Raw genomic sequence first — 20,585 nt, forward strand, 5'->3', positions numbered from 1 at the left:
GTGTGCCATAACCTAATGGTTCCTTGAGTAAGGCCGAAGACCTTGAGCAGTCCATCCCGTATGAGAGGACCGAATTGAAAGGCGACGCATCGTCTGTATCGAGCGTCACGAAACGCCTTCATCGGTCATCTCGGCCAAAGCCAGGCGCAAGCTACCCCGATTCTTGGCGAGCAGCGCGGTAGCCTCCTCTTCGGAAAGACCGAGGACAATGAGCGCGGCCAATTTGATGTCGCCGCCCGCACGTGCAAGCGCCTTTGTTGCTATCGCGGAATCGCACCCAGCGATGCGAGTGACCATCAATTCGGCGCGGCGCCGCAGCTTTGCATTAGACGTATGCATGTCGACCATCATACCGCGATAGACACGGCCAAGGCGGACCATAATTCCGGTCGACAGCAGATTGAGCACGACCTTCTGAGCCGTCCCCGCCTTCATGCGGGTTGACCCGGCGATCAACTCACTTCCTGTGGCAATGAGGATCGGATGACGCGCCGCAGCGAGCAGCGGCGTACCAGGATTGTTCGCAATGCCGATCGTGACCGCGCCACGCTTGTTGGCCCGCTGAGTTGCGGCAACGGTGAAGGACGTTGTTCCGCTCGCGGCAACGCCAATGACGACGTCGCTTGGGCCGATGTCGTTACAGTCAACGAGGCGAATGGCGTCCGCAGTATCATCCTCGGCCCCCTCCGCGGTGCAGATCAGGGCCGCATCTCCCCCAGCCATGCCGAACACCAGCCGTTCGCGCGGCCAACCAAATGTCGGCGTTAATTCCGCGCCATCCTGGATCGCAATCCGCCCGGACGTCCCCGCGCCGAAATAGACGAGACGTCCATTTTCGCCAAGCGCTGCCACCGCCGCCTCTACCGCCGCCGCGATGGCCCCGATCGCTGGACGCACCGAAGCAACCGCAGCCATGTGCCCTTCCCACATGGCCTCGACCACCTCGGCGGGGGTCCATTCATCAAGGTCGATGAAGCGGGAACTCACGTGCTCTGTTGCCATCACACCTCTTCGGCGAATTGACGCTAATCTTGCACTATCAATCTAATGTCTTCGATACCGCTTACAATACAATTCAATTTAAGGAGACTTCGCTCCTGCCAGGTTCACGCTCCCAAGCGCTGCAATTCGATCAAGGCGACCGCGGTCAGGATCCCTCGTCTTCGCGTGCGAGAATTATAGCACCAGAAATCGCATCGCGTTCTGGCGGACTCAAACAACGTCGGACGGCGGGCGCGAGCCAGGCCTCAATGGCGCTCGCTAAACCACCGATCAGCGCGACGCGCGGCGCCCCTCTTTCGATGAGGGTGCCGACCAGTTCGCCGATCTCTGCCGCGCCCGCTTCCGCAATTTGTCGTCCCACGGGATCACCTTGATCCGCATGGCGCATCACGAGCGGCGCAAAGCTTGCGTAATCGGTCGAGGTGGCTTGATCCATCCAGGCGACCGCCTCGAACGGGTCGCCATGGAAACGCTCGAGAATTTCGTCTGTCAATGGGCTCGCTTCGGCGCGCCCATCGAGCGCGCGCATGGCCCGTCTCATCGCGCGCAGTCCGAGATCGGCGCCACTCCCTTCGTCCGAGATCGGGAAGCCATAGCCGCCGACAGACAAATTGCTGCCCTTGACGTGCGCGATCCCGATGCTGCCTGTGCCGACAATAACAATACCGCCGTCCTTGCCGCCATGAGCGCCAAGACAGGCGATCAGGCAATCACTCGCGAAGCGCAGCGAGGCAAAGGGATGTGCGAGTTCCGCAAACTGCTCCTGGATGCCTTTGCGCCGAATCCCCGCAAGACCGACGGCGGCATGGATGCGCAAGAGGTCGGGCGGCCCGAGCCCAGCATCCGCGATCGCCATGGTGAAGGCCGCGCGGATCGACTCCCAGGCCTTGCAGATGCCAAGGCGGGTTGTCGCCGGGCCCGATTGGCCGAGCCCGAGCACCGCGCCGGACGTATCTTCAATGCGGGCGCGGCAGCCGGTGCCACCACCGTCAACGCCGAGGAACAGAGCCGGCGCGCCGCTCATTGGCTCAACTCCTCAAGCAGAAGAGGCCAGTGTCGAATCGCACGCTTTTGCGGTCCAGCCTCTCATAGCCGCGATCGAGGTGACATTCAGGGATTAGCAACGTCTTCACCTTCAGCCGCGAGGCGCACCAGAACCCGGCCGACGGATGCACGCTGATAGGCCATCACTGACGCGCGGCGAACCCATGTCGTATGGCAGCGAATCTTCCATCGCAGAAAGCACCGCAAATGGTATCATATCGGCCTATCGAAGGCCAGCGTGACCAAGGGCAAGCGGCCTCCTTTTTAAGCCATGAGAGAACAGGCGACGTGGCAGCTCATTCTCCCCACAAGACACCTGGACCTCTGCAATGCCTCGTGGCCGACGCTATCTTCGACGGCGAGCGCATGTTGACCGGCTGTGCCGTGCTGATCCACGGCGGGCGGATTGTCGACGTGGTGTCGCGAGATGCAGCTCCGCCAGACGGCGCAATGATCGATCTCGGCGCCGGCTCCGTGCTCGCTCCCGGCTTCATCGATGTCCAGGTCAATGGGGGTGGCGGCGTCTTGTTGAACGACGAGCCGACCATCGCCGGGATCAAGACCATCGTTGCGGCGCACCGGCGCTTCGGGACAACGGGGCTCCTACCGACCTTGATCACGGATCGGCGCGAGACGATGGAGCGTCTGGCCGGCATCGCCGAAGCCGCCCTGGAAATCCCCGGCGTGTTCGGATTTCATCTTGAAGGCCCATTCCTCAACCCGAGGCGGAAAGGTGTCCATCCGAGCGCGCGAATCAGATCGCCCACGCCAGAGGACATCTCTCTGCTGCATCGGTTCGGCAGCTTCGGCCGTTCGATTGTCACGCTCGCGCCAGAATGCGTACCTGACGGCTTCATTGCCGATCTGGCCGCCTGCGGGCTACGGATCTGCGCCGGCCACACCGACGCGGATGAGTCAATCATCAGGCGCGCGGGCGACGAAGGCCTGACCGGAATTACGCATCTCTTCAATGCCATGTCCCAGATGCAAGCGCGAGCGCCCGGAGCGGTCGGAGCAGCCCTCGATGAGGCTCGGTTCACCCTCGGCCTGATCTGCGATGGTTACCATGTCGATCCAGCAATGATGCGTATCGCTTTCCGCGTCGCCGGACGCGATCGCTTGATGCTTGTTACCGATGCCATGCCGACGGTTGGGGCTCACGGAGCTGGCTTTGATCTATTCGGCCATGCCATCAAACTTGAAGGCACAAGGCTTGCCACCGAAGATGGAACGCTGGCAGGCGCGCACCTTGACATGATGGGTGCGGTGCGCGGTGCCGTGTCCTTAATGCGGGTGAGCCTGGAGGATGCCCTGGTCATGGCGTCGCGGACACCAGCCCGGTTCCTCGGCCTTGACGGCATGCTCGGTGCGATTCGCAAAAATTATCGTGCCGACCTTGTCGCCTTCGACCCAAATCTCACTGTCACAGACACTTGGGTCGCGGGGAACCGGGAATGCCATGGATGAACCACGGCCACCTGTGTTAGTCAGGAATTGGGGAATTGGCGTGCCCCGGCAGATTTACCAAGGAAATAAGCGCGTTGCGCTTGGGCCGGCGTTAAATAAAAACGCTCACCTTCTCGATAGGCCGCATTCCCCGTCACGACCTCGAACTCGTACATGCCATTGGGCGGTTGAGGCGTATAGTCTATTTCCGTCGGCACTTCGCCGAGGAAACGAACGTTTTGAGGTAGCCGGCTTAAAGACGCGTCTTGGCCTCTGGTCAAGTTTACGGCGTCCTTACCAAAAACCATTGTCATGCCCTGCCAAGTCAGCTTCCTGCATATAAGTCCGGCCCTCCCCAAGAATCAAATTTCCATTTCCGATTGTTTGATGCATTTTATGCATCATGGAGCTGCTGTGGATCGATGATTTTCTTGCTCTCTGCCATACGCGGAATTTTACCCGCGCGGCCGAGGCACGTTGCACCACGCAATCCGCCTATAGCCGTCGTGTGCAGAGGCTGGAAGAATGGTTGGGCGCGCCCCTGTTTTACCGGGAGTCGCGTCCGATAAGCCTGACACCGGCCGGAGAGGAATTTCTCTCGCGCGCCCATCGTCTACGCGAAGACATTTTCGACGCCCGCCGCGCCGTGTTGAATGCGTCGAGCCATTTCAAAAAGACCCTCCGCATCTACACGACCAATACGTTGGCCGCCACATTCCTTCCGCCGTGGCTGGTCGAAAATAAATTGGAGAATTATTCGCTGATCGTGGCCTCGATCGCGGGCTGTCTTGAAGCGGTCAAGCGCAAGCATGCCGATATGAGCTTGATCCCGCATTTCGGCGATGAAGAGACTTTGATCGGCCTGCAAATTGAGGAGATCGGCCAGGATCGTTTGATGCTGGTGGCGGCTCAAATGCAAAAACGCCCGGTGGCTTTGACCAAAAATAAGTTAAGCGGCTCCGTGATGGTCTATACCCCCGGTACGACTTATGGCATGCAAATCGCCGCGATGCTGGATAAGCATCACATCCAGATTCAGGACTCGCCGGTTTGCGAGAGCGCGTCGGCGGAAGCCCTGCTCGCGCAGGTCAAGGCGGGCTTGGGATCGGCCTGGATTCCCGAAATCCTTTTACAAGGCAGTAAAGCTAAAAGATGCGGGGTGCCGAGCTTCTTCGACATACCCTACAAAATCCTGCTGATCAAACCGCCGCAAGACCGGAACGCCGGATAGGGAATCCTCGGCCTGCAAGACGATTGGATGTCACAGCGGCCGACTAGATTGCGTGCTCAGTTCCCTCATTTCGCGGATTTGGCATTGCCAAAAGCCTTAGGACGCGGCAACTTCATCCTCGCTAGGCTGCGATGAGTAGCTGTCCGCTCAAAATCCAACGTTGTGGAAAGAACGGCCGTGAAGACGCAAAGCCAACCGCAGCACTCACGGTTGGGGTCCCGGTCGTGGACCGATTCATACGAAAAATCAGAAGGGCGGCCAAACACATCAGGATCTTTGCGACGGTTTCGTTGGGTGAACGCCCCGATTGCGCGCCGCCTCGTTTTCTTGGCCCCGATTGCCCTGACGGCATGTCAGCCGGCCGTCCTCGACCCCCAAGGAGTCGTCGGGATTGCCGAGAAGACGATCCTTATTGATTCGCTCGCCATCATGCTCGCCATCGTTGTCCCGACGATCGCCGCGACCCTTGCCTTCGCCTGGTGGTTTCGAGCATCCAACATGAGGGCACACTATCTGCCCGATTGGGCCTATTCCGGCCGCATCGAATTCATCGTCTGGAGCATCCCCCTCCTCGTGATCATGCTCCTCGGTGGCGTCGCCTGGATCGGATCTCATGACCTCGATCCCGCAAAGCCTTTGGCATCGAATACCCCACCGCTCGAGGTGCAAGTCGTTTCGCTGGATTGGAAATGGCTCTTCATCTACCCGAACCAGGGTGTCGCCAGTGTAAACCGGCTTGTGGTTCCCGCCGGCGCGCCGATACATTTTTCCCTGACGTCAGCCAGCGTGATGAATGCCTTTTTTGTACCGCAGCTCGGCAGCATGATCTACACGATGAACGGCATGACGACGCAGTTGAACCTGCAGGCGGATACGCCCGGCACCTACCGCGGCCTTTCGAGCCACTATAGCGGCGATGGCTTCTCGGACATGCATTTCGAGGTGCTCGCGATGCCAGCGGAAAGGTTCGCCGCCTGGATCGCGGCGACGCGGAATACCGGGCCAACCCTCGACCCGGGAAGCTACACGGCCCTCGCCAGGCAGAGCATGGACATCTCTCCGTTCACCTTCGGTGCGGCCGATCCGGAGCTGTTTCAAAAGGTCGTCACCCAGAAGCTGCCCCCTGGAGCTGGCCCCCGGATCGGGCGACCGAATGTGAATGTATCTCCCCGGACGGAAGAATAAAGATGTGGGGCAAGCTCAGCTGGGCCGCTATTCCAATCGACCAGCCGATTCCGCTGGTCGCATCGGGCGTGGTTGGCTTCGTGATCATCTGCGTCCTTGCCTGGGTGATTTTGAAGGGATGGCTTCCCTACCTTTGGCGGGAGTGGATCACCAGCGTCGACCACAAGCGGATTGGGATCATGTACATCGTACTCGCGATGGTGATGCTGCTCCGCGGCTTTTCCGATGCGATTATGATGCGGTCGCAACAGGCCCTTGCATTCCAAGCCCCCGGCTACCTCCCGCCCGAGCATTATGATCAGATCTTCTCGGCGCACGGCACGCTGATGATCTTCTTCGTTGCGATGCCCTTCGTTATCGGGCTGATGAATTTCGTCGTGCCGCTCCAGCTCGGAGTTCGCGACGTCGCATTCCCCACGCTCAACTCGGTCGGCTTCTGGCTTACCGCCACCGGTGCGCTGCTGGTCAATATCTCATTGGTCGTTGGAGAATTCGCCCGGACCGGGTGGCTGCCATATCCCCCGCTCTCCGAGCTGACCTATTCGCCCGGTGTCGGCGTTGATTACTATCTCTGGGCGCTCGAAATTTCCGGCGTGGGGACCCTGCTCGCAGGCATCAATCTCCTCACGACCGTCCTCAAGCTTCACGCGCCCGGCATGACCTATATGCGGATGCCGATGTTTTGCTGGACGACGCTGGCCTCCAATCTGCTGATTGTCGCCGCCTTCCCCATTCTCACGGCGACCCTGGCCATGCTGCTACTGGACCGTTACCTCGGTTTCCACTTTTTCACCAATGAAGCGGGCGGCAACGTGATGATGTTCATGAACCTCATTTGGGCGTGGGGACATCCGGAGGTTTACATCCTGATCCTGCCGGCCTTCGGCGTATTTTCGGAAGTGGTCTCCACATTCTCCGGCAAGCCGCTGTTCGGCTACCGCTCGATGGTCGCCGCGACAATGGTCATCTGTATTCTCTCTTTCACGGTCTGGCTGCACCATTTCTTCACGATGGGCGCCGGCCCCGACGTCAATGCGATCTTCGGCATTGCGTCGATGGTCATCGCTGTGCCCACCGGTGTAAAGATCTTCAATTGGCTCTTCACGATGTATGGCGGGCGGATCGTTTATTCCACGCCCATATTGTGGTCGATCGGCTTCATAGTCACCTTCGTGATCGGCGGAATGACCGGGGTCCTGCTGGCGGTGCCACCAGCCGACTTCCTGCTGCACAACAGCCTTTTCCTCGTGGCCCATTTCCACAACGTCATCATCGGCGGCGTGCTCTTCGGCGCTTTCGCCGGCTATACCTATTGGTTCCCCAAGGCTTTTGGCTTCCGCTTGCACGAAGGATTGGGCAAGGCTTCGTTTTGGTGCTGGATCACAGGCTTCTACATCGCCTTCATGCCGCTCTATGTGCTCGGCCTCATGGGAATGACCCGTCGGATGCAGCACTATGATGTCCCGGCTTGGCATCCGTGGTTGATCGTCGCGGCCGGCGGCGCGGCGATCATTCTGCTAGGGATAATCTTGCAGATCGCCCAGCTCGTCGTCAGCATTCGCCGTCGCGAGGAGCTTCGCGACGAGACCGGCGATCCTTGGAATGGGCGATCTCTCGAATGGGCGACCTCGTCCCCTCCGCCAGCCTTCAACTTCGCGGTCCTTCCCCGCGTCGAGAGCGAAGAAGTCTATTGGGGCATAAAGCAGCGTGCCCTCCAGCAGGCGAGGCTCGGCGAGGAACCCGCCTATGCGGAGATCGAGATGCCGAGGAACAGCCCAACCGGATTCATCTGCGCTTTCTTTGCCACCGTCATGGGTTTCGCGCTGATTTGGCACATATGGTGGATGGTGGGGCTGGCCGCATTGGGCGCCTACGCGACCTTCGTCGTCTTTGCCTGGCGGGACAAGGATGAGTACATCATTCCGGCGGAAACAGTCGCGCGCATAGATCGCGCCAACCGAACCGCGCGCAGTGCGGCGCTCGTCCGACGGCAGGCGGCGCCATGACTGCCTTCGACGCGGCCGCCGGCCGCAACCAAGACTTGGAGTCGTCGGACCGCCAGCACACGCTGGGGCACGCGGCCGGGGGGCTGGCATCGAAGCGCATCGTCACCGGCTACGGCTTCTGGATTTTCTTGCTGAGCGACATCATCATGTTCTCCGCCTTCTTTGCCACCTACGCGGTGCTGGTCGGCGAGACGGCAGGAGGACCGAGCGGGCGGGAGCTGTTCAATCTGCGCAACGTCGGGATCGAGACGGCATGCCTTCTCGTCTCAAGCTTCACCTGCGGCCTCGCAAGCATCGGGGCCCGGGCGCACAGGGACATTTGGTTCTACGGCGCGATGGCGGCGACCTTCCTGCTTGGAGCCGCGTTTCTAAGCATCGAGCTCGGGGAATTCGCGGGCATGGTCGCACGCGGGGCGGGGCCGACCCGGAGCGCATTCCTCTCGGCCTTCTTTACACTGGTCGGGTGCCACGGGCTTCATATCACGGCTGGACTGCTGTGGCTTCTGACGATGATGGCGCAGGTGTTCGCCAAAGGATACCGGGCGGATATTCTTCGGCGCATTCTCTGCTTCAGCCTATTTTGGCATGCCCTGGACATAGTTTGGGTTGCGTTGTTCACAGTGGTGTATCTGATGGGGGCTGCGCGATGAGCTCCTCCGAGCCAACCAGTGACCTTCATCAATCGGACACGGCGCCAGGCGACCAGCGTCTCAGCGGAACCGAGATCGCCGAGGGAGTTAAGAGCTATTTGGTGGGGCTCGGGCTGGCGGTTTTGCTCACCGTCGTGTCCTTCTTCATCTCGGGCACCACGCTCATTTGGGGTCCGAGTATTCCTGTCGCCCTGGTCGTTCTTGCGATCGCACAGATGGGCGTTCACCTCGTCTTCTTCCTCCACATCACGACCGGTCCGGACAACGTCAACAACGTCATGGCGCTGGCCTTCGGGGTCCTGATCGTCCTGCTGCTCCTCACCGGTTCGCTCTGGATCATGGCGCATCTGAACCAAAACATGGCGCCCATGGATCAGACCATGCCGATGCAGCTCGAAAATGAGCCCATGGGCCGCACGGTGACAGCGAGCGCCGTCGTCGGTCCCGCGGCGACCGCGCCGGTCGGCTCGCGGGTGTCCGGCGTGATCCAGGCGCTCTATTGCGACGCCAACATGCACGTGAAGGCAGGCCAACTCTGCGCGAAAATCGATCCGCGCTCCTATCAAATCGCTGTAGATCGAAAGAAGGCCGATCTGGCATCAGCCGAGGCCCGGCTCGAGAAGGAAAACGCAGCTCTCGCTCAGACGAAAGCGGACTTGGTGAGCCACGAGGCTTTGGCGAAGCCTTCACGGAAAGCGATTGCCAAGTCGCGCAGAGCCTTTGAGAGGGCGGAGACGCAGACAAAGCACGACGAGGCAAGGGTCGCCCAGCTTCAGACCGCGCTGCATGCCGCCGAAACCAACCTCGGCTTTACCGACATCGTTTCTCCGGTCGACGGAACAGTGGTCTCCCGCAACGTCGAAAGGGGCCAGTCGGTCACGGCGGACTCTCAAGGGCCACCGCTCTTCGTCATCGCAGAGTCTGCCCTCACGGACATCAACGCGAGATTCGGCGCAAAGGACATCGGCGAGGTCAAGATCGGGGACAAAGCGACGTTCACCGCCGAAGCTTTTTCGAACCATCCATTCTCTGGCGTGGTAACCCAAATTCGGCCATCGCCGCAGGCCCATGAGCAGACCTATGACGTCGTCATCCATGCGCCCAATCCGGACCTTTTGCTCAAGGCTGGCATGGCGGGAAGGATCAGGATCATGATCGGGCGGCAGGTTGAGGAAGAATGACCGCGGGGCGAGCGCCCGACATCGCCCCAACTACGCTATAGGGTCCGCAGGGCTGCGGCCACGGCGGTTGCTCGATTGCGTCCAGAGGCCAATATCCGCCAAAAGTTTCTCGGTCACCATGCATTGTTTCCGGCGTGCAGGTGCCGGACATCATGAGGAAGTTCCGGCGCGCACCGGCCACCCCTGTGCGGACGCTTTACACAGAGTTATACAGGAGACGAGCCGTTGGGCTTTACACCTAGGATAATCTTGCTGACCCGATTCGTCGGGTCCGTGGGTCTTGAGTAAGCCAACCGATAGGTCCGGTTATGTTGCGACGAATTACGCAGGCGTGTGTTCGCTACGCCGACCGATACGTACCAGATCCATTTCTCTATGCGATCATATTGACCTTCATCACGGTGATTGCAGCGGCGATCTTCACGCAGAGCGATCCTGTCACGATCATCGAGGCTTGGTACAATGGCCTTTGGACTATCCTTGCGTTCGCTTTGCAGATGGCACTCGTCCTGGCCACCGGGGTGGCTCTCGCGAATGCGCCCGTCATCAAGTGGCTGTTGCTGAGATTGGCGAGCATTCCGACTGAGCAAGCAGGCGCCGCCATCACAGTCTTTCTCGCGGCTGCGATCGGATCTTGGTTGAATTGGGGTTTCGGCCTCGTCACCGGCGCAATCGTGGCTCGCGAAATCGGCAAGCGGCTGCGCAATGTCGATTTTGGTTTCTTGGTTGCCGCAGCTTACATGGGCTTCATGGTGTGGGCCTCCGGCCTGTCAAGTTCGATCGCCTTGGCGACAGCCACGCATGGCAGCGAGCTGAATATTATCGAAAAAGTGACAGGTACGATCGCCGGGTTCGACCGAACGATCTTCACCTATTATAATTTGGTTCCGGTCATTCTTCTGATCATCGTGATCCCGATCGCTCTTTGTTTCATGGGGCCCGACGAGAAGGAAATGAAAAAAATCGACCCCGATCTGCTCATTCACCAGGACGAGGCGCAGGAGACCGACAAAGGCAAAAAGACGTTCGCAACTGTTTTGGAGAATTCAAGGATCGTCACACTGCTGTTGGTTCTGATGGGTGCATTTTACGAATATCGCACCATTTCCACGAAAGGATTCTCGCTCGATATCAACGGCTTCATCTTCATTGCATTTATGCTTGGCCTCATCTTTCATGGGCGGCCGATCCGCTATGTGCATGCCTTCAATGCGGGTGCAAGAAACGTCGGTCCAATTCTTCTGCAGTTTCCTCTGTACGGCGGAATCATGGGGATCATGACGCAAACCGGATTGGCGGCGGTGATCGCGCAGAGCTTCGTGGATTTATCGACGCAACGCACCTTACCCTTTTGGTCGTTCATCTCATCGAACATCATCAGCCTGTTCGTACCGTCAGGTGGCGGTCACTGGGCAGTCCAGGGTCCTTTTATAGTGCCGGCTGCGGTCAACCTGCATGCCGATCCCGCGATGACGGCGATGGGGACCGCGATGGGTGAACAAACGGCAAACATGATTCAGCCATTCTGGGCGTTGCCGATTCTGGCGCTCGCGCGGCTCGGGATAAAGGACATCATGGGCTATTGTGTAATAGCGTTGGTGATTGGGTTGGTTCTCTACGGCGGATCGCTCCTGGCCTTTGCCTAGAGCATGTTCCGAAAAAGTTGACCGACTTTTTCGATCAGAACATGCTCAAACTCGTTGAACTAGATGCGCTTCGCTGGCCACGCGAGAGGCCGACCTCAAAGGTCGCCAGCAAGTCGTTGTTATGGATTTGAGACGCACGAGGCCGGGCTCCTGCCCCGCTGACGATGCCAGCCCCCTCACAAAGGGAAGCAATTTTGTTCAACGCGCGGCCGCGAAACCCGGCAACCCGCCAAAAGCTGCCTCGAATGAAACAACTACGCAATTTCAATTACTTAGTAACTGGCTGGGGCGGGAGGATTCGAACCTCCGCATGGCGGAATCAAAATCCGCTGCCTTACCGCTTGGCGACGCCCCAATGCCGCTGTCTCAGGCTGTCGCCCACGGCGGTCGGACCATAATGCGCGGCGAAGCAGCCTGCAACCGCTCTTATAGGCTGTTTTCACCAACCGATTTTCGAGATTCCCAACCGTGGCTGGAACCCCCGAACCCATTCAGTGTTCAGCAGGCCTCGGCACATGGCGGCCGGCCAGAAGCCAATAAGTTGAACCGGACACGACGCCGGATACAAAAAAGACCAGCGCAAACCGCAGCTCCGCGGGGCTGGCATTCGTCGCCCCTTGCAAATGGAGCACTTCGCGTAGGATCCATGGCGCCGAAGCCGCGATAAATCCAGTCGTGCCAGCGTACCAAAGGATTGAGCGCACTCTGGCGATCTCGCCAATGACGGCAATGGCAATCAAGGGAACGACACAAATCGACATGAGGGCCGTCCAGGCCAAACGCGGAAGAAGAGCCAACTCCTCGGCACTTAAATTTCCGTCGAAATCGGCCTCGGAGAGCGCCAGCAACCCAAACTGGATCAGAGCAAAAGTCGCATCGCGGGTTATCGGGTCGATGAGCAAAGCGAGCGGCAAGAAAATGAGCGCCACGCCAACCGCGATCACCATCGAAAACAAAATGACGGACGCTCTAAGCAGCCAAGCCATGCTGAGCTTTCGTTTGATCAGCCATGCCCTCGGGCTGCTTTGATCACGCTGGGATCCAGCCGTTGATGTAATTGCTTTTCAAAGCAGTGTCCAATGAGGCGGATGCCCCCAGGGCGGGATTTGGACGAATCTGGGCCGCAGAGCGCAGCTACGGCCCGAGCCACGCTAAGGCCAAGCAAAATGGCAGGTTTGCAGAGATCGAATTTTGTCGAGAATTTTCTTAAATTGAGAGACTATATTTGGCTGTCGGTGGTTAACTCCCCTCGATGGACCCGCCTAGACCGGGACAAGGTGAAAGCGCCTGGAATGTATATCATCGCCCGCAATATCACCGGCCCCCGCTTGCGCTGCGAAGCGCTGATGGTTGATAAGAAAAGCTTCACGCCTTGGCCGCCGGTGACCGAAGACGGCTGGCGGCGGGCCTATAAATTTCGCGACCGGCTCATGGCCGAGGTCGTGCGCCTTGAAATCGATCCTTTGGGCGAACAGCTCAAGGTCATCGAGGCGGTTTATATCCGCTGACGGGCGCGGCGGTTATTCCGGCACAAACTTCATCGCGACGCCATTGATACAATAGCGCAGATGGGTTGGCGGCGGTCCATCCGGAAACACGTGCCCCAAATGGCTGCCGCAGCGGCTGCAATGAACCTCCGTCCGCACCATTCCGTAGCTGCGGTCCGAGGAACTCTCGACAGCGCCTTCGAGCGGGTCATTGAAGCTCGGCCAGCCGGTTCCGCTGTCAAATTTCCTGTGCGATACGAATAATTTCTGGCCGCATCCGGCACAGAGGAAGACACCTTGGCGTTTTTCATGATTGAGGGCGCAGCTGCCCGGCGCTTCCGTTCCATGCCTGCGCATGACCTCATATTGTTCCGGCGTGAGGAGGCGACGCCACTCCTCGTCCGTGCGCGTCACCTCGAATGTCTTGGTTTGCATGACCCCTTCGCTCCATCAACCGGATAAAAACAAGACCTTCGGCGCTGGACAAAGCTCGAATTAGACATCCAAATTGGCGACGCTCAGCGCGTTCTCCTGGATGAATTCGCGCCGGGGCTCGACGACATCGCCCATGAGTTTGACAAAGATATCATCGGCATCGTCGCCTTCCTTGATCTTAACCTGCAGCAGGGACCGCGCCTCTCGATCGAGCGTTGTTTCCCAAAGCTGATCGGGGTTCATTTCACCCAAACCTTTGTAGCGCTGAAACTGGGAAATCCCCTTTTGACCCGCCGCCATGATGACATCAATAAGATTGCAGGGCCCTGACACTTGGATCTGCTCTCCCCTGCGCAAGAAAAGTGCGGGCGCGGCGAAGACATCGCGCAGCGCTTGCGCATGTTCGTTGACGCGGCGGGCTTCGATCGAAGCCAATAGTCCGGCGTCGATGTTCGAGACATGACGCACGCCGCGGAGTTCGCGGCTGAACATATAGCCGCCATTCTCGACCGTGCCGCGCCAACCGCGCTCCATTTCTTCGGAGTGTTCATCGAGACGGGCGGCGATCGTCTCGGCAAAACTCATCGCTTCGCCTTCGTCGGAAATCGGTGTCAAAGCACCGGCGATTGCCGCCCGCTCGACGACCGTGCGATCATAGCGCGAATGCATTCCCGCAAGCATTTGCCGGACGATGCGCGCCTCCTCGATAATGGTACGCAGATCGGCGCCGGCGCGCTCTTCGCCACTGGAAAGCCGTAGCACAGCCCCCTCAAGTCCATTGTCGATCAAATAATCTTCACGCGCGCGCTCATCCTTCAAATATTGTTCGGAACCGCCGCGCTTCACTTTGTAGAGCGGCGGCTGCGCGATGTAGAGGTGACCGCGTTCGATCAGCTCGCGCATCTGGCGAAAGAAAAAGGTCAAAAGGAGGGTCCGAATATGCGAACCGTCAACATCGGCATCGGTCATGATGATGATTTTATGGTAGCGCAATTTATCGACGTTGAAGTCGTCGCGCCCGATGCCGGTGCCAAGCGCGGTGATCAAAGTCCCGATTTCCTGACTGGACAGCATTTTATCGAAGCGCGCGCGTTCGACATTCAGGATCTTGCCGCGTAGCGGGAGGACTGCTTGATATTCTCGGTTGCGGCCTTGCTTGGCCGAACCACCCGCCGAATCTCCTTCGACCAAAAACAATTCAGCTTTGGCCGGATCGCGCTCCTGGCAATCCGCGAGCTTTCCGGGCAGATTGGCGACGTCGAGCGCACCCTTGCGGCGGGTCAGCTCGCGGGCCTTGCGCGCCGCTTCCCGTGCCTGGGCCGCTTCGACAACCTTGCCGACAACCGTGCGCGCCTCGTGGGGATGTTCCTCAAACCAGGCCCCAAGCATCTCGTTGACGAGGCCCTCAACCGCGGGACGGACCTCGGATGACACCAGCTTTTCCTTGGTCTGCGAAGAAAATTTGGGATCCGGCACCTTTACGGACAACACACAGGTCAAGCCTTCCCGGCAATCGTCTCCTGTGAGATCGACTTTCTCACGCTTGGTAAGACCGGCGCGCTCCGCGTAGCCGGTGACCTGGCGAGTCAGCGCCGCGCGCAGTCCGGCGAGATGTGTCCCGCCGTCGCGTTGTGGGATGTTATTTGTGAACGCCAGCACATGCTCGTGGTAGGAGTCGTTCCACCAAAGGGCCGCTTCCACCGTCATCTTGTCGCGCTCGCCCCGGATCACGATCGGATTGGCGATCAGCGGCGCCTTCGCGCGATCAAGATAGCGCACGAAGGCCTCGAGCCCGCCTTCATAAAAAAGCTCTTCCCGCTTGATTTCAGCGCCGCGGAGATCCGAGAGCTCAATTCGCACGCCTGAGTTCAAGAAGGCCAGTTCCCGCAGACGATGTTCGATCGTCGCATAGTCGAAGTCCACCATCGTAAAAGTCTTCGGCGACGCCATGAAAGTCACTTCGGTGCCGCGCTTGGGCTTACCCTCGATGTCCGGAGCGGGTCCGGCAACCGCCAGCGGACTGACCGTGTCGCCATCCTCGAACCGAAGAACATGCTCCTTGCCGTCGCGCCAGATCCGCAGCTGCAGCCACGTCGAAAGCGCGTTGACGACCGAAACGCCGACGCCGTGCAGGCCACCCGAAACCTTGTAGGAATTCTGGTCGAATTTTCCGCCCGCGTGCAGCTGGGTCATGATGACCTCTGCCGCCGACACGCCTTCTTCGGTATGGATATCGGTGGGGATGCCGCGGCCGTCATCGGTGACGGTGACCGAGCCATCGGCATTGAGCGTTACCGTGACGCGGGTCGCATAGCCGGCCAGCGCCTCATCGATTGCATTATCGACGACCTCATAGACCATGTGATGCAAGCCGGAGCCATCGTCGGTGTCGCCGATATACATGCCGGGACGCTTGCGCACAGCATCGAGACCGCGCAATACCTTGATCGAATCGGCGCCGTAATAGGCTTCTGTTTCAGGAGGCACCGGGACCGGCGAAACGGCGGCGGGTTCGGCCATGGAGACGTAAACTTTCTATTCTTGGCAAGGGCTGGATTGCTGCAAATCCGACTATAACCAAAAACGGCCTGAAGGTCATGTTTTTTAATATGTTTTTGGACGTTTTGAAGGCCTCTTAAAAGGCTGTCCACACTTGGTTTTGGCGGGCTGCATAACCGTGGCTACGAAAACCCGAAACAGCACCGGGATTTCCCTGCGGGCAGTTTAAAATGCATCGGGTGAAAGTGGCAATCCGGGAGCAGGAATAAACGAAAACAATTAATATTAGGGCACATCCCGGGCACGCGCCCGGGAACCAACCCCAAGCGAACCTCTGAAGCCAATTGGGAGCATGATCCATGGTTGTGAACAGGATCATGCTCCCATCGTAGTTGATCCCTAGGCAGCCACGCCGGCTACGGCTCTGCCACCAATCGTCAGGCCGTTGGCAGTAGCGCCCACCACCACTTTCTCGCCGTCGTGAATTTCTCCCGCGAGGATGAGTTCCGCCAACGGGTCCTGGATGTTTTTTTGGATGACCCGCTTCAGCGGCCGCGCACCATAGGCGGAATCATAGCCCTTTTCGGCAAGCCAAGCGCGAGCCTCGGGCCTGAGTTCAAGGGTAATCTTGCGATCCTCCAAGAGCTTAGCCAGTCGCACGATTTGAATATCGACAATCGCCCCCATGTCCTCGCGGCGCAGCCGGTGGAACAGGATGATCTCGTCAATTCGGTTCAGGAATTCCGGCCGGAAATGTCCCCTCACAACTTGCATCACTTCGGCATGGACGGCGGAGGAATCCTCACCCTCTTTCTGCAGCATGAGGAATTCGGCGCCGAGATTGGAGGTCATCACGATCAGGACATTGCGGAAATCGACCGTGCGGCCCTGCCCGTCGGTGAGGCGACCATCGTCGAGCACTTGCAGCAGGACGTTGAAGACATCCGGATGCGCCTTTTCGATCTCGTCGAACAGCACCACTTGGTAGGGTCTCCGGCGCACTGCTTCGGTCAGGGCGCCACCTTCCTCGTAGCCCACGTAACCTGGCGGCGCCCCAATCAACCGGGCCACCGAATGCTTCTCCATATATTCCGACATGTCGATGCGCACGAGCGCCGCCTCATCGTCGAAAAGGAAGGCGGCGAGCGCCTTGGTCAGCTCGGTCTTGCCGACCCCGGTCGGGCCTAGAAACATGAAGGAGCCGATCGGCCGATTGGGATCTTGCAGCCCCGCGCGGGCGCGCCGCACGGCGGTTGAGACGGCCTTCACGGCCTCCGCCTGGCCCACGACCCGCTTGCTAAGCGCCTCCTCCATCTTCAAGAGTTTGTCGCGCTCACCCTCCAACATTTTGTCGACCGGGATGCCGGTCCATCGCGAGACCACCTGCGCGACATGGTCAGGCGTTACGGCTTCTTCGACCAGGACATCGCTGCGCTTGGCCTCGGTCTCCTTGAGCTTGCGCTCAAGTTCGGGAATGACCCCGTAGGCAAGTTCACCCGCGCGTTGATATTCGCCGCGACGCTGCACCTGAACAAGCTCGTTGCGGGCGGTCTCAAGCTGTTCCTTAATCTTCTGCTCCGAGCCAAGCTTATCCTTTTCGGCACGCCAGCGCGCCGTGATCGAAGCCGATTTCTCTTCGAGTTCGGCAAGTTCGGCGCTGAGCTTCGCGAGGCGCTCCTTCGAGGCGGAATCGGTCTCCTTTTTTAAAGCCTCCTGCTCGATCTTAAGCTGAATGATCCTGCGGTCGAATTCATCGAGCTCTTCCGGCTTCGAATCGACCTGCATGCGCAGACGCGAGCCCGCTTCGTCAATCAGATCGATCGCTTTGTCGGGAAGAAACCGGTCTGCGATATAACGGTGCGACAGCGTCGCTGCGGCGACAATCGCCGCATCGGTGATGCGCACACCGTGATGCAATTCATATTTTTCCTTGAGACCGCGCAGAATAGAAATCGTGTCTTCGACGGTCGGTTCCGAAACGAAAACCGGCTGGAAGCGCCGCGCGAGCGCGGCATCTTTTTCGACATGCTTACGATATTCATCGAGCGTGGTCGCGCCAACGCAATGAAGCTCACCCCGCGCAAGAGCCGGCTTCAAGAGATTGGACGCATCCATCGCGCCATCCGCCTTGCCGGCGCCGACCAGCGTATGCATTTCGTCGATGAACAGAATGATCCCTCCCGCGGCCGAGGTGACTTCGTTCAGGACGGCCTTGAGTCTTTCTTCGAATTCTCCCCGGTATTTCGCACCGGCGATGAGCGATCCCATGTCGAGCGCGAGCAGCTTTTTATCACGCAGGCTTTCCGGTACGTCACCATTGACGATGCGCAGGGCGAGCCCTTCGACGATCGCGGTCTTGCCGACGCCGGGCTCGCCGATCAGGACCGGGTTGTTCTTGGTGCGGCGGGACAGAACTTGAATGGTCCGGCGAATCTCTTCGTCGCGGCCGATCACCGGATCGAGCTTCCCGGAGCGGGCGGCCTCGGTCAGATCGCGGGCGTATTTTTTCAACGCATCATAAGCGTTTTCGGCCGTGGCATTATCGGCGGTGCGCCCCTTGCGGAGATCCTCGATCGCAGCATTGAGCGTTTGCGGCGTGACACCGGCGCGCTCAAGAATTTTGCCTGCCTCGGTATTTTTTTCCATCGCGAGGGCAAGCAACAGGCGCTCGACCGTGACATAGGAGTCACCCGCCTTTTGCGCGATCTTTTCGGCATTGTCGAAAATGCGCGCGGTTGCGGGCGCGAGATAGAGTTGGCCGGCTCCGGCGCCCTGGACTTTTGGCAGCTTGGCAAGCGCGAGTTCGGTGTCGCGCAGGGCTTCGCGCGAGCGACCCCCTGCCCTGTCAATGAGGCCGGCGGACAGCCCCTCCTCGTCATCGAGAAGGACTTTTAAAATATGTTCGGGGGTGAATTGCTGATGCCCCTCGCGAATGGCGAGCGACTGGGCGCTTTGGATAAAACCGCGCGCCCGTTCGGTGTATTTTTCAAGATTCATGTCTTAGATCTCCCCGCCCGCAAAATTACCCCTAAGCAGCAAATCCTGCGGCCCTGCGAATGTGGCCCTTGTGGCGGCCCGTCAAATGAAATGTAGGGGGAAAACGCGGTCGCGGTAGGGGCGATGGCCGCGAAAGCCTATCCGATTGCGCCCTGACGACCACTTGTCGCGCTCCCTCCGGAACAATGGTCAAGGCAATAGGGTCGAGGTTTCTAGAGCGGGATGAGGAAAAGTGGAAACCGGTTTTCCGCCAGCATCCCGCTCTAAACTTTTGGAATCGATCACGTTCACGATTTTGGATTGAGTCAATCCAAAATCACAGTGATCTAAGTCCGGGCGGGTTATGGATGCGCCGCAGCGATCAATCTAGGCCTGCGATTTTTCGGGGCTGTTTCCAGGCCATTGCGACCTGCCGATCGCGAAACGGACGAAAAGGCGCACGCTTTTAAGGAACGCGTGCGCCGTGGGCGTAAAACCCTGCTGATCGGCCTTCAAAGCCAGGCTGAAATCACCAGCGGCAAAACCGCCGGGGCCCCCAAGGTGTTGGCCGGAAAAAGCAGCGACGCCATGCGCCCCAGTTGCGCCGGCAGCCTCCCCAGGGGCCGCGATGCCAGCCAAATCCGCAGCCGCCCGCCACCTGCGTAATGTACGACTGCTGCTCCAACGGAAACAGCGCGGCAGGGGCAGCCCCTACATCAAACGAAACCAAAGCAATCATACAACCGGCAGCGAGAGCTGATGATTTTGGAAGCATAAGGTCACCTCAATTGGCAGCATGCAGCCCAATCATTATCTGCTGTCGCGCGCAAATCAAGGTCCAAAACCTGGGAGCGAAACTGCTTACTCTTGGATCGAATCATCGGGACCCAATTCATCGCTCCCCGCCAGCCGTGCGGTTGCCATTTCCGCTTTGCCGCGGCGGCGCCGTCGCGGGCGTGGATGAAAACCATTTCCGGCATGTTCCGCTTCCGCCGGATCGGCGAGCAGGGCGGTCAGGGGTTCGGTCTGCGGCCCCGCGTCATGAACTTCGGCCGGCACGCGAACCGGCGCGGTGATGAAGGCGGGCAAGCCATTGCTGACCGCTTCCGGTTCTGCCGGCTGCGCCTCGCCGCGCTGATCGACTCGGATCGTCGTTTCATTGCGAAAATCGCGCGGACCCCGGCTGGGCCGATGACTGCGGCCATCCGAATCGCGGGGACGGCCATTGCGATCTTGGTAGGGCCGCTCCTGATAGGGCTTCTCCTGGTTCTGATTGTCCCGGAAACCCCGGTCCTGGAACGTCCGCTCCGGACGCGGTCCCCGTTCAGGCTGGTCGAAGCCTTGTCTTTCGGCATTGTAGTAGGGGCGGTCTGGCCCTGGCTGGGCATGGCTGGCTTGGGGTTGCGGCTGAAGGCCAGGTTGCGGCGGCGGGGGAGCCAGCCGCTCGACGGGCGATGCGAATCTGTCGGGGATACCGCCGAAGTCGCCATCGTCTTCGGTCTCTTCGATTTGCACTTCGCCGGGCTGGCGTTGATAGGTGCCCTGGCTCTGTTGCTGAACTTGCTGGGCCGCCGCGATCAACCTGAAATAATGTTCGGCATGTTGCAGATAGCTCTCGGCCATCACCGGGTCGCCGGACGACTGCGCGTCACGCGCCAACTGCAGGTATTTCTCACCGATATGGTGGGCGGTTCCACGAATTTTCACGTCCGGGCCGCTCGATTCATAGGAGCGTGTCAGAGGGTTGGGTCCCTTTCGGCCGCCGCTACTGTTGTTGGGACGGCCACGCATACGTTT

16 protein-coding genes, 1 tRNA gene and 1 pseudogene are annotated in these 20,585 nt (G+C 59.3%); 8 read left to right on the forward strand and 10 right to left on the reverse strand.

What is annotated here, in order from left to right; genetic code table 11:
- Positions 1–105 precede the first annotated feature (105 nt).
- Complete coding sequence (locus CU048_03315) at positions 106–1,002, reverse strand: N-acetylmuramic acid 6-phosphate etherase (protein QBR70465.1); 897 nt, start codon at positions 1,000–1,002, stop codon at positions 106–108.
- 145 nt (positions 1,003–1,147) lie between these two features.
- A complete protein-coding gene (locus CU048_03320; protein QBR70466.1) occupies positions 1,148–2,026 on the reverse strand; it encodes an N-acetylglucosamine kinase in 879 nt (292 codons plus the stop codon).
- Positions 2,027–2,253: 227 nt separating this feature from the next.
- Between CU048_03320 and nagA the strand changes: the two genes are divergently transcribed.
- From nagA to CU048_03355, 7 genes are all read left to right on the forward strand, one after another.
- Positions 2,254–3,513 (forward strand): N-acetylglucosamine-6-phosphate deacetylase, encoded by a 1,260-nt coding sequence (gene nagA / locus CU048_03325; protein QBR70467.1) that lies wholly within the window; start codon positions 2,254–2,256, stop codon positions 3,511–3,513.
- Positions 3,514–3,895: 382 nt separating this feature from the next.
- A complete protein-coding gene (locus CU048_03330; protein ID QBR70468.1) occupies positions 3,896–4,723 on the forward strand; it encodes a LysR family transcriptional regulator in 828 nt (275 codons plus the stop codon).
- Positions 4,724–5,059: 336 nt separating this feature from the next.
- Positions 5,060–5,908: a ubiquinol oxidase subunit II gene (gene cyoA, locus CU048_03335; GenBank protein QBR72624.1), complete on the forward strand. Its 849-nt coding sequence runs from the start codon at positions 5,060–5,062 to the stop codon at positions 5,906–5,908.
- A 2-nt stretch (positions 5,909–5,910) separates the two neighbouring features.
- The gene (gene cyoB, locus CU048_03340; GenBank protein QBR70469.1) at positions 5,911–7,914 is read left to right on the forward strand and encodes a cytochrome o ubiquinol oxidase subunit I; all 2,004 of its coding nucleotides are present in this window, start codon (positions 5,911–5,913) and stop codon (positions 7,912–7,914) included.
- The gene (gene cyoC, locus CU048_03345) at positions 7,911–8,564 is read left to right on the forward strand and encodes a cytochrome o ubiquinol oxidase subunit III (protein QBR70470.1); all 654 of its coding nucleotides are present in this window, start codon (positions 7,911–7,913) and stop codon (positions 8,562–8,564) included. The genes cyoB and cyoC overlap by 4 nt, the downstream gene beginning before the upstream one ends.
- The gene (gene cyoD, locus CU048_03350) at positions 8,561–9,745 is read left to right on the forward strand and encodes a cytochrome o ubiquinol oxidase subunit IV (GenBank protein QBR70471.1); all 1,185 of its coding nucleotides are present in this window, start codon (positions 8,561–8,563) and stop codon (positions 9,743–9,745) included. The genes cyoC and cyoD overlap by 4 nt, the downstream gene beginning before the upstream one ends.
- Positions 9,746–10,053: 308 nt before the next feature.
- Positions 10,054–11,391: a hypothetical protein gene (locus tag CU048_03355; protein ID QBR70472.1), complete on the forward strand. Its 1,338-nt coding sequence runs from the start codon at positions 10,054–10,056 to the stop codon at positions 11,389–11,391.
- Between the two features lie 280 nt (positions 11,392–11,671).
- On the opposite strand, the gene CU048_03360 is transcribed toward CU048_03355, so the two are convergent.
- Together CU048_03360 and CU048_03365 are read right to left on the reverse strand one after the other, a co-directional pair.
- Positions 11,672–11,746, reverse strand: a tRNA-Gln gene (locus CU048_03360).
- Between the two features lie 136 nt (positions 11,747–11,882).
- Complete coding sequence (locus CU048_03365) at positions 11,883–12,338, reverse strand: hypothetical protein (protein QBR70473.1); 456 nt, start codon at positions 12,336–12,338, stop codon at positions 11,883–11,885.
- Positions 12,339–12,683: 345 nt separating this feature from the next.
- Between CU048_03365 and CU048_03370 the strand changes: the two genes are divergently transcribed.
- Positions 12,684–12,899, forward strand: coding sequence for a hypothetical protein (locus tag CU048_03370; protein QBR70474.1), 216 nt, complete (start codon positions 12,684–12,686; stop codon positions 12,897–12,899).
- Between the two features lie 12 nt (positions 12,900–12,911).
- Here CU048_03370 and msrB read toward each other — a convergent pair whose 3' ends face one another.
- The 6 genes and pseudogenes from msrB to CU048_03400 all read right to left on the reverse strand — a co-directional run bounded on the left by msrB (position 12,912) and on the right by CU048_03400 (position 20,579).
- Positions 12,912–13,313 (reverse strand): peptide-methionine (R)-S-oxide reductase, encoded by a 402-nt coding sequence (gene msrB / locus CU048_03375; GenBank protein QBR70475.1) that lies wholly within the window; start codon positions 13,311–13,313, stop codon positions 12,912–12,914.
- Positions 13,314–13,373: 60 nt separating this feature from the next.
- Positions 13,374–15,833, reverse strand: coding sequence for a DNA topoisomerase (ATP-hydrolyzing) subunit B (gene gyrB, locus CU048_03380; protein ID QBR70476.1), 2,460 nt, complete (start codon positions 15,831–15,833; stop codon positions 13,374–13,376).
- Between the two features lie 378 nt (positions 15,834–16,211).
- Positions 16,212–18,809, reverse strand: a complete 2,598-nt coding sequence (gene clpB, locus CU048_03385) for an ATP-dependent chaperone ClpB (protein QBR70477.1) — start codon at positions 18,807–18,809, stop codon at positions 16,212–16,214.
- 213 nt (positions 18,810–19,022) lie between these two features.
- A pseudogene (locus CU048_03390) lies at positions 19,023–19,145 on the reverse strand (SAM-dependent methyltransferase).
- Positions 19,146–19,317: 172 nt separating this feature from the next.
- Complete coding sequence (locus CU048_03395) at positions 19,318–19,563, reverse strand: hypothetical protein (GenBank protein ID QBR70478.1); 246 nt, start codon at positions 19,561–19,563, stop codon at positions 19,318–19,320.
- 86 nt (positions 19,564–19,649) lie between these two features.
- Positions 19,650–20,579, reverse strand: coding sequence for a DUF4167 domain-containing protein (locus CU048_03400; GenBank protein QBR72625.1), 930 nt, complete (start codon positions 20,577–20,579; stop codon positions 19,650–19,652).
- Positions 20,580–20,585: the final 6 nt, after the last annotated feature.

It is taken from the genome of Beijerinckiaceae bacterium (assembly GCA_004564215.1).
In the GTDB taxonomy this organism is placed as follows: domain Bacteria; phylum Pseudomonadota; class Alphaproteobacteria; order Rhizobiales; family Beijerinckiaceae; genus Methylocapsa.

Coding starts and splice junctions, on each gene's coding strand:
- msrB (QBR70475.1), bottom strand. CDS start 13,313: ATGCAAACCAAGACATTCGAGGTGACGCGCACGGACGAGGAGTGGCGT.
- CU048_03315 (QBR70465.1), bottom strand. CDS start 1,002: ATGGCAACAGAGCACGTGAGTTCCCGCTTCATCGACCTTGATGAATGG.
- CU048_03400 (QBR72625.1), bottom strand. CDS start 20,579: ATGCGTGGCCGTCCCAACAACAGTAGCGGCGGCCGAAAGGGACCCAAC.
- cyoB (QBR70469.1), top strand. CDS start 5,911: ATGTGGGGCAAGCTCAGCTGGGCCGCTATTCCAATCGACCAGCCGATT.
- CU048_03355 (QBR70472.1), top strand. CDS start 10,054: ATGTTGCGACGAATTACGCAGGCGTGTGTTCGCTACGCCGACCGATAC.
- cyoD (QBR70471.1), top strand. CDS start 8,561: ATGAGCTCCTCCGAGCCAACCAGTGACCTTCATCAATCGGACACGGCG.
- cyoC (QBR70470.1), top strand. CDS start 7,911: ATGACTGCCTTCGACGCGGCCGCCGGCCGCAACCAAGACTTGGAGTCG.
- CU048_03365 (QBR70473.1), bottom strand. CDS start 12,338: ATGGTGATCGCGGTTGGCGTGGCGCTCATTTTCTTGCCGCTCGCTTTG.
- gyrB (QBR70476.1), bottom strand. CDS start 15,833: ATGGCCGAACCCGCCGCCGTTTCGCCGGTCCCGGTGCCTCCTGAAACA.
- CU048_03320 (QBR70466.1), bottom strand. CDS start 2,026: ATGAGCGGCGCGCCGGCTCTGTTCCTCGGCGTTGACGGTGGTGGCACC.
- CU048_03330 (QBR70468.1), top strand. CDS start 3,896: ATGGAGCTGCTGTGGATCGATGATTTTCTTGCTCTCTGCCATACGCGG.
- CU048_03395 (QBR70478.1), bottom strand. CDS start 19,563: ATGCTTCCAAAATCATCAGCTCTCGCTGCCGGTTGTATGATTGCTTTG.
- CU048_03370 (QBR70474.1), top strand. CDS start 12,684: ATGTATATCATCGCCCGCAATATCACCGGCCCCCGCTTGCGCTGCGAA.
- clpB (QBR70477.1), bottom strand. CDS start 18,809: ATGAATCTTGAAAAATACACCGAACGGGCGCGCGGTTTTATCCAAAGC.
- nagA (QBR70467.1), top strand. CDS start 2,254: ATGGTATCATATCGGCCTATCGAAGGCCAGCGTGACCAAGGGCAAGCG.